This window comes from Candidatus Allofontibacter sp. (assembly GCF_038145245.1).
Lineage (GTDB): Bacteria > Pseudomonadota > Alphaproteobacteria > Pelagibacterales > Pelagibacteraceae > Fontibacterium.
The window spans coordinates 1-7,798 of sequence record NZ_JAYQPI010000036.1 but is presented as its reverse complement, the minus strand read 5'-3'; the positions used below and the strand labels follow the sequence as shown (position 1 = coordinate 7,798).

Genomic DNA, 7,798 nt, shown 5'->3' with positions numbered 1-7,798 from the left:
GTTACCCAAAAATCAAAACTTAATACCATATTATTTTTTTTTATTTCATTAAGAAGCCAAATTAAAGAATTAATAGGATTACCAAGAACAATTTTTGTGTTTCCAGGATAATCTTTTTTAGCAGTTTTATTGGTTAAAACTGTTGGAGTAGATGTGATTTTTTTTAAACTATATTTTTTTAATTTTCCTGCAACAAAAGCTACGTTTAAACCAAAGTCTGAAATCATTCTTCCAAGACAATCTATTGTTTTTAATTTTTGTCTAAAGCCAACAACTTCTATTGCAGGTGCTATTCCTATAATAAATTTGTTAACGTTTGATTTAGTAATTTTTTTATTAAAATTAAAAACCTCATTCTTAATTTTAAAAGCAACCTCAAGTTCAGCACCTATTAAATTTTTTTGAAAAGGCATTTTGCCTTTATTTTGGTATGTGCTTTCTTCATATAAATAAGAAAAGAAAGGTTTTTTGGCCTTTAGTTTTTTCCACATACTTTTATTTGTGGCCCCTGCTTTAAAACCAATAGGGTTCCATAATAATTCCATTTCAGCATGTCTGCAGATTTGTGTTGCAGTATCTACATTCCCAATAATTGATTTTGATATTTTAGGTATGAATTTTTTACTGTATCTAGCATTAGAAATTGTTCTTCCTATATTTTCAATTTTTTTATTCACTTGAATATTATTTATGTTTTAAAATAATTTTATCTTGCTTTCCCATTATCATATCTGGAAGAATAGTTGATATCTTAGGGAAATAAGTAATTATCATTAGAAAGACTAATAAAATACTTAACCAAGGAAAAGCAGCTCTAACAACTGACATGACCGACATTCCTGTGATACCTGACGTTACAAAAAGATTAAGTCCAACCGGTGGTGTTATCATTCCAATTTCCATATTCACAACCATGATAATTCCAAGATGAATTGGGTCTATACCAAGATTAACTGCTATTGGAAAAAAAATTGGAGCAAGAATTAATAATATTGCTGTTGGTTCCATAAAATTTCCTGCCACAAGCAATACTAAATTAACAACAATTAAGAATACAATTGGTGAAAGTCCGTAACTTACAATTTGCTCTGTGATGATTTGAGGTATTCTCTCAGTCGTTAATACATGTGCAAACAATAGGGCATTTGCAATAATAAACATTAACATTACAGTTGTTTTTGATGCATCAATAAATACATGCGGTAAAGTTTTGAAGGTAATGTCTTTGTATATAAAAATAGAAACTATAATTGCGTAGAATGCTGCAACTGCTGCTGCTTCGGTTGGAGTAAATACCCCACCATAAATTCCCCCCATTATAATAAACAATAAAAGGAATCCCCAAATTGCATCTTTTGCACTATCGATTAATTCTTTAATTGAGGCTTTTGGCAGTGCTGGCAAGTTTATCATTCTTGCTCTTATATAAATTGCAAACATCAAAGCTGCTGAGAGCAATAAGGCTGGGATAATTCCTGCTAGAAACAATCTACCTACGGATTGTTCAGTGACAGCACAATACACAACCATCACAATGGAAGGTGGCATTAAAATTCCAAGGGTTCCAGCATTACACATAACCCCAGCAGCAAATTCTTTGGTATATCCTGACTGAACCATCCCAGCGATCATAATACTTCCAACAGCGACAACTGTTGCTGGTGAAGAACCAGAAACGGCTGCAAAAAACGTACATGCTAAAACAGCAGATATAGCTAGACCACCTCTTATATGACCAACACACGCAACTGCAAAACGAACAAGTCTTTTAGCAACCCCACCCGTACTCATTAATGCTCCACCGAGTATAAAGAAAGGAATTGCCATTAAAGTATAGTGTTCTGAGGTTTCAAAAAGTTTTAATGACAATGAGGCAAGAGAATCTTTACCAAAAAGCATAATAGAAATGAGACTTGATAATCCAAGGGAAATAGAAATTGGAACTCCAATAAAAAGACAGAAAAATAAAATAGTAAATAAAGTTAAAGTAACCATTATTTTGAATTAGTTTTTTCTGTTTTAAATGCTTCTATGGCTTCTTTTGCTTCATCTAAAAGTTTAAAACTATTTTGTTTGCCAAGAATGATATTAATAAGGATTTCAACCAGTCTAAAAATAATTAACCCATAACCTATAGGCATAATAATTCTTGGTACCCATTGAGGCATCCATTTAATATCTTGCGCTAAAATTCCAATAGAATAAATTTTATGAACATACTGATAACTTCCAATTATAATTATAATTGAATACACCAAACAAAGAATAACGACTAAAATCGCTATTACTCTTTTTGTTTTTTCAGAAAATAAATTTACAAAAGACTCCATGCCAATGTGAGCACCAATTCTAATTGCCCAGCTAGCACCAAAGAATATTAACCACGCAAACATGAAAACAGTCGCTTCCATTGCCCATCCAATACTAGACTTTAGTACGTAACGGTAAAAAACATTAACAACCGTCAATAAAGTCATCGAAGCTAATAAAAAAGCTACAAAATACTGTTCAAAATTTTCGTAGAATTTTTTCATTTTTTTAAGCCGGCATTTTGCATGCCGGCTTATATTATTAATAGTTTTTACTTTTTACTTACGCTAGCAGCTTGAGCAGCTTTAATTAGATCAGCTCCAACATCGGCTTCAAACTGTTTATATACCGGCGCCATAGCTTTTTTCCATTCTTCTAATTGCGCAGATGTTAATTTTACAATTTTTGCTTTTCCAGAAGCCTCGATTGCTTTTCTTGCATCATCATTCTTCTGTTTTGCAATATCGTTATTAAATTTAGTTGCTTCAGCCATAGCTTCAGACAAACCTTTTTGTACATCTTTTGGTAAACCATTCCACCATTTAGCATTTACTACAACCATGTAGTCCAATATTCCGTGATTTGTTTCAACGATAGTTTTTTGAACTTCATGAAATTTTTGAGAGTAAATGTTAGAGAAAGAGTTTTCTTGTCCGTCAACAACACCTGTTTGTAAAGCTTGATATACTTCAGCAAACGCCATTTTTTGTCCACTTGCATTCAGTGCTTTGATCATAGCTTCATAAACGTCAGAAGGTTGAATTCTAAATTTCAAACCTTTTAATTCCGACGGTAATCTAAAATCTTTATTAGCAGAAAAATGTCTCATTCCATTCGCCCAATAGTTAAGACCAATCAGACCTTTAGACTCCATTGATTTTAATAAAGCTTTACCTTCTTTTGAATTTTCAAATTTTAAAGCAGCATCAGCGTCTTTAAATAAGAATGGTAAATCAAATACTTGGATTTTTTTTGTATAACGGTCAAATTTTGAAAGTGATGGTGCTATAATTTGAACGTCGTTAAGAAGAAGAGCTTCCATTTCTTTTGCATCACCAAATAATTGTGAACTTGGGAATACTTGGACCTCTACTTTTCCTGGCAATTTTTTTTCAGCAAGTTCTTTGAACTTAAGAGCCGCTTGACCTTTTGGAGTATTTTCAGCAACAACGTGACTGAATTTTACAACAATAGGAGCAGCAGAAGCAGAAAAAAAAGATAACAAAGTTACTGCTGTAAATGCAGCAAACAAGTTAGTTATTTTTTTAAACATTTAGTTATTTTCCTTATTTTGTTAATTTTAAAAGTAATGTAGTTTATCTACACCTGAAATGATGACAAGTTAAAATATGCAACTTAATTAATTTAAATATATAATTAAAATAAGCAAAATCTAAGCCAAAACATAACAAATCATGAATATTAAGAATAAAAAATTACTGATTAATAAGTGTTTCGTGAATGGAGTTTGGATTGGTTCTGATAAAAAAATTAAAGTTATTAATCCAGCAACTGGCGAATTAATTTCAGAGGTTCCAAACTTTGCAAAGGAAGAAACTATTAAAGCAATTGATGCAGCAGAATTTGCATTTAAAGAATGGTCAAGATTTACAGCCCATGAAAGATCGAAAATTTTAAAAAAATGGTTCGACTTGGTTATTGATAATCAAGATGATCTTGCAACAATCATGACTGCTGAACAGGGAAAACCTTTGAATGAGGCAAAGGGTGAAATTATTTATGCAGCAAATTTTATTGAGTGGTTTTCAGAAGAGGCAAAAAGAGTTTATGGAGACGTTCTTCCAGATCCAATAAAAGACAAACGAATGATAACTCTTAAACAACCCATTGGAGTTTGCGCCGCTATCACACCTTGGAATTTTCCAGCAGCAATGATTACTAGAAAATGTGCACCAGGACTTGCTGCAGGATGTACTTTTATAATTAAACCTGCAGAACAAACACCTCTTACAGCAATTGCATTTGTAGTTCTTGCTGAGCAAGCGGGATTTCCAAAAGGAGTTATAAATATAATAACAGGTGAACCAGAAGAGATTGGAAAAGAGATTACTTCAAATCCAAAAGTTAGAAAGATTTCTTTTACAGGAAGTACCGCAGTTGGAAGAATTTTAATGGAACAAAGCGCAAATACTGTAAAAAAACTATCATTAGAACTTGGTGGTAATGCACCATTTATCGTCTTTGACGATTGCGATATTGATGCTGCTGTTGAGGGATTAATGCTTGGAAAATTTAGAAATACAGGGCAGGTCTGTGTTTCACCAAATAGAATTTATGTACAAGAAAAAATTTATGATAATTTTATTAAAAAAGTTGTTGAAGTTATAAAAAAATTAAAAATAGGAGACGGTTTAAAAGGTGAAACTCAATTAGGCCCTTTAATTGACGACGCTGCGATTGCTAAAGTAGAAGAACATATTAAGGATGCAGTTGAAAAAGGAGCTAGTATTGAACTTGGGGGCAAGCGTCATGTTCTTGGTGGAAGATTTTATGAAGCAACTGTTCTTGCAAATGTTAATAAAAATATGAAACTTGCAAATGAAGAAACATTTGGACCAGTGGCACCTTTTTTTAAATTTAAGACTGAGCAAGAAGTAATTGAACTTGCAAATAATACAGAGTTTGGGCTTGCTGCATATTTTTTTTCAAAAGATATTGCAAGAATTTGGAGGGTGGCGGAGGCTATAGAGGCAGGAATGATCGGAATTAATACTGGAATTTTTGCAAGCGCCTACATGCCTTTCGGAGGAATTAAACAGTCTGGTATTGGCAGAGAAGGAGCAAAATATGGAATGGAAGAATACCTAGAGCTTAAAACTTTGTCATTTGGAAATATAAAATAATTTTATGAGTGAAATTTTTAATATTCCATCAAAAAAGGTTAAAGATTTTTTAAATGACAATCCGAATAGCGTTGTTCTTGATGTAAGAACGGAAGAAGAATGGAGTAGTATTGGAAAACCTGACGCAGAGTCTTTAAATTCTAGAACATTTTTTATCTCTCTATTATTAGGACCTGATAGGCAAAAAAATGAGAACTTTGTTAAAGATTTTATTGATAAAAAAATTTCAAAAAAAGATAACATTTTAGTTATATGTAGATCAGGGGTTAGATCGATGGCTGCTGCAAAATTATTACAGCAACAAGGTTATCAAAATCTAATTAATATTTCAGATGGTTTTGAGGGCAATCCTGCAACAGGAGAAGGTTGGAAAAAATCTGATTTACCTTGTAAATAGTTATTTTTTATTCTTATACCAATTGCCAATATTTTCATTTTTGATCGCACCAATAGCTTCAATTGGTCTTGAATTCACAGTGTATTCAGAATGATCGTTGGCATTTAATGTTGCTCTAATCTGATTAATTGGCTGAGTTAGTTTTTCATCTTCTATGTGATACCATTCAGAATAAACTCTATTTTTAATTCCATTAATATAAATGTGCGCGTGTCCTTCATTCATGATGTTTTCTTTATTAACTTTTTCAGGAGTAAATTTAAAATTTTTAGTAATTAATCGAATATTGTAACCAGATTTTGCATCCTTAATAACTTGAATATCCACTGAAGGATATGGACTTTTAGCTTCAATACTTTTGTGATTATGATCTTTAGTGTCTTTGTGCTGAGCAGACACTTGAATTGTAAGTAAAGACAATATTAATAAAAAAATATTTATAAACTTCATTTTTAAAATTATATTATTTAAATTATTACATTACTTTGGGGCAATATGACAAAAAGATACAGTGGAAAATCATCAAAAGATCGTTCTTTTAAAAAGAAACCTAAATTTAGCAGAAAGATTAAATCGTTAATTAAAAGAAATAAGTCTAATCTCTAAAATTTACAAATTCCATTGGCTGACCAATATCGATAGTCCTGATAGCTGCAATTGCTTCTTGCAAATCATCTCTCTTTTTTCCATCGGCTCGTAATTCTTCTCCTTGAATTTTTACTTGGATTTTAAGTTTTAAACTTTTAACTTGTGCAATAATTTTTTTAGCACTTTCCTGATCAATACCTTCTTTTAATTCACTAATTTGTCTAATAGTTCCCCCAGTTGCAGTTTCTGAATTTTTTATTTTAATGACTCTTGGATCAACTTTTCTTCTTATAAGATGAGTTTGCAGTAATTCATTTACTTGTTTAAGTTTTAAATTATCAGGCGCAAGAGTTGTGATTGTTTTATCTTTTCTTTCAATAGAAATATTAAGACCTTTAAAGTCATAACGAGTTCCAATTTCTCTTAAGCAATTCGCTAAAGCATTATCAAATTCTTGATAGTTAATTCTACTTACAACATCAAATGAGGGCATATATTTTTTTATTAGAAATAATTTATCATATTTACTTCTTAAAGAAGAAAATTACTAAATATATTTTATTTTAATCATCTAAATATCGCATAATTTTTGTATAATTTTTTTCATTATATTCATCAATTGTATCGATAATTTTAAAACCCACTCTTTTTGAATATTTAGCCTCAAATTTTCTACTAATAGTAATTCCTTCATATTTGTTTTCATTTTTAACAACTCCAAAAAAGTATTTTCCTTTTTCAAATTCTAGTAAATCATTATCTTCACTTGTTTTTTTTGCTTTTGACTTTAACAAATCTACAATTGTATTTAATGTTTTCATTATTTAATTATTCCAATTTTTTTCTCTCTCAAAATAATAAATATACCGCTACCGATAATAATTAATGAACCAACAATCATATTTAAAGCAGGCACTTCATTAAATATAAAGTAACCTAAAATTATACCAAAAATTATTATTGTGTAACGAAATGGAGAGGTCGTTGAGATATTTGTAGTTTTAATAGTTAATACAGAAAAATAATAACCCAGAGTTACAAAGAAACCTGAGAGAAAAATATAAATAAAAATCTCCAAATTAATTGGTTTATAATTTAGAAACATTCCAAAGCCAAAAAAAACTGAAACGGAAAGTGAGGTGATAAAAACAATTTGCAAACTATCAAATTGATTTAAAAATTTTCTAGTGATGGTATCTCGTTGAGTAATAAAAATTGCAGCGACAAGAGGATAAATAAAAGCAAAACCAAATTTTAAATTATTAGGATCAATAACGATAAGGACACCTATAAATCCACAAATTACAGCCGTCCATCTTCTCCATCCAACTTTTTCACCAAGAATAAAAGCTCCAGAAGCAGTAATTAAAATCGGAGCTAAATTCATTAGAGAGTACAATTCTCCAAATGGGAGATACATCAGTCCTAAAAAGAAAAAGATAGCGGCAATAGATTCTAATAATCCTCTAAGATGCAAAGGTTTAGATGTAACAATTTTTAAACTTAATTTTTTTTTATAATATAAATATAAACCGAGAATAAGCGTTGAACAAATACCTCTTATAAAAATTATCTCGCCCAGTATCGTGATATCTTTATAAAGAAAGAGAATATATTTTATAAAAGCATCGTTAATGGA

Annotated in this window: 10 protein-coding genes; 2 read left to right on the top strand and 8 right to left on the bottom strand. The window is 30.6% G+C overall.

The features are described from left to right. The 4 genes from AC8IGH_RS04650 to AC8IGH_RS04635 form a co-directional block, all read right to left on the bottom strand. A partial coding sequence (locus AC8IGH_RS04650) for a hypothetical protein (protein WP_507419550.1) occupies nt 1–677 on the bottom strand: 677 nt, incomplete at its 3' end. Nucleotides 678–684: 7 nt separating this feature from the next. Then, nucleotides 685–1,995 carry a TRAP transporter large permease gene (locus AC8IGH_RS04645; protein ID WP_507419549.1) on the bottom strand — a complete coding sequence of 437 codons (1,311 nt, stop codon included), beginning with the start codon at nt 1,993–1,995 and terminating at the stop codon, nt 685–687. Beyond that, entirely contained in the window at nt 1,995–2,534 is a 540-nt protein-coding gene (locus tag AC8IGH_RS04640; protein ID WP_507419548.1) for a TRAP transporter small permease, read from the bottom strand. The genes AC8IGH_RS04645 and AC8IGH_RS04640 overlap by 1 nt, the downstream gene beginning before the upstream one ends. A 47-nt stretch (nt 2,535–2,581) precedes the next feature. Beyond that, nucleotides 2,582–3,583, bottom strand: coding sequence for a TRAP transporter substrate-binding protein (locus AC8IGH_RS04635; protein WP_507419547.1), 1,002 nt, complete (start codon nt 3,581–3,583; stop codon nt 2,582–2,584). 142 nt (nt 3,584–3,725) lie between these two features. Here AC8IGH_RS04635 and AC8IGH_RS04630 point away from each other — a divergent pair, with 142 nt between their 5' ends. Together AC8IGH_RS04630 and AC8IGH_RS04625 are read left to right on the top strand one after the other, a co-directional pair. Further along, nucleotides 3,726–5,174, top strand: a complete 1,449-nt coding sequence (locus tag AC8IGH_RS04630; RefSeq protein ID WP_507419546.1) for an NAD-dependent succinate-semialdehyde dehydrogenase — start codon at nt 3,726–3,728, stop codon at nt 5,172–5,174. Nucleotides 5,175–5,178: 4 nt separating this feature from the next. Further along, the gene (locus AC8IGH_RS04625) at nt 5,179–5,571 is read left to right on the top strand and encodes a rhodanese-like domain-containing protein (protein WP_507419545.1); all 393 of its coding nucleotides are present in this window, start codon (nt 5,179–5,181) and stop codon (nt 5,569–5,571) included. Here AC8IGH_RS04625 and AC8IGH_RS04620 read toward each other — a convergent pair whose 3' ends face one another. The 4 genes from AC8IGH_RS04620 to AC8IGH_RS04605 all read right to left on the bottom strand — a co-directional run. After that, nucleotides 5,572–6,021: a hypothetical protein gene (locus AC8IGH_RS04620; protein ID WP_507419544.1), complete on the bottom strand. Its 450-nt coding sequence runs from the start codon at nt 6,019–6,021 to the stop codon at nt 5,572–5,574. It lies immediately after the preceding gene. A gap of 145 nt (nt 6,022–6,166) precedes the next feature. Beyond that, the gene (locus AC8IGH_RS04615) at nt 6,167–6,652 is read right to left on the bottom strand and encodes a YajQ family cyclic di-GMP-binding protein (RefSeq protein WP_507419543.1); all 486 of its coding nucleotides are present in this window, start codon (nt 6,650–6,652) and stop codon (nt 6,167–6,169) included. Nucleotides 6,653–6,722: 70 nt separating this feature from the next. Then, the gene (locus AC8IGH_RS04610; protein WP_507419542.1) at nt 6,723–6,980 is read right to left on the bottom strand and encodes a hypothetical protein; all 258 of its coding nucleotides are present in this window, start codon (nt 6,978–6,980) and stop codon (nt 6,723–6,725) included. Further along, nucleotides 6,980–7,798 (bottom strand): DMT family transporter (locus AC8IGH_RS04605; RefSeq protein ID WP_507419541.1); only part of this gene is annotated, 819 nt, incomplete at its 5' end. The genes AC8IGH_RS04605 and AC8IGH_RS04610, both read right to left, overlap by 1 nt.